The 1,158-nt window shown below is 54.9% G+C and carries 1 protein-coding gene; it reads right to left on the minus strand.

Going from position 1 to position 1,158, the window contains the following annotated elements; genetic code table 11:
- Positions 1-13 precede the first annotated feature (13 nt).
- Positions 14-1,158: GNAT family N-acetyltransferase (locus AC6F7T_RS03670; RefSeq protein ID WP_500716628.1), on the minus strand; the 1,145-nt coding region annotated here is incomplete at its 5' end.

The following is a 1,158-nucleotide window of genomic DNA, read 5'->3' on the forward strand; positions in this document are numbered from 1 at the left end:
GTATCGTACCACATTATTTCTTCAGCAGCGCGGCTAACGCTTGCTTCACCTTTGCCAGTTGGTATCTGGTTCTGACCAGTGCGGCGGCCGTGCGTCCGGTTAAGCCGGGTCGGAAAACCCGCAGGTCGTAAAAGGGGCGGAAGATCATGCCCCAATTGTTATACCAGTCTTCATGGGTGAGCAGGTCGACGCGGGTAAAGCCGGCGGCAAAGCGGCGACTGAGCAGATCATCCATGAGCAGGGTTCCCGGTGATATTTTAGCATGCTGATCGGAATAGCCCAGCTTCCATAACAAGGTAGTGCGATTGAAATTGACGGCAAAGTTAGCGGCGAGTACTCCGGAATCACTGCGTAGAGACTGCAACGACAGCCAACCGACAGCGGCCAGCCGTTGTCCGAGAGTACGGAAAAAGACAACGTCCTCATCATTACTCAAAATCGATGTCCCCTGTTCCCCTTTCCAACCGGAATGTTCGGACTGCAAAAAGGCGGCAAAGGCTTCAGCGTCAAAGGCATCTTCGGCGTAGGTGAAGGTGACGTTCTGTTCATCCTGCAGACGGTTGCGAAAGCGTTTGAGGCTGGAGCGAAAGTTTTTTTTGAGGGTTTTGACGTAATCATCATAATCGCCGGATATTTCCACCGCGCCACCGGTGGCCTCAACGCGGGCGGCGACATGATGCGGCTTGTTGCTGAGTACCCACTCCAGGGTTGGCGATACGGCATCAATCCGCTGATAGTAGATACATAAGCAGTGTGGGTGCTGCGCAAAAATGTGGTCATAAAGCTGCTGCAGGACCGCTTCGTGACCAACCTTGACCAGGCCATCAACAGAGATGGTCTGGTGATTGCCGGGCAACTGAAAATACTTGTAGCTGATACCGAAACGGCCGGCGCTTTTTTTCACCAGCGGCAGCACAGCCAGCAGCTGATCACCCTGATGGGCCGTCACCACCAGCCATTCCCCCTGCCGACAATACACATCGAGCCAACTGGCCAGCCAGGCGTGGGAGTGAACCGGCGAACGATGGACACTCTCCAGCGCCAGGGCATTCCAGGCCGGTGCGATGCGGTCAAGCTGATCAATCGCGTCAAAGCTTTGTATCGTTATCGCCTCAGGGGCTCGGTGACAGCGCTGTAGATCGTGATCAAAGCCCATTA

This window comes from Pelovirga sp., assembly GCF_059864205.1.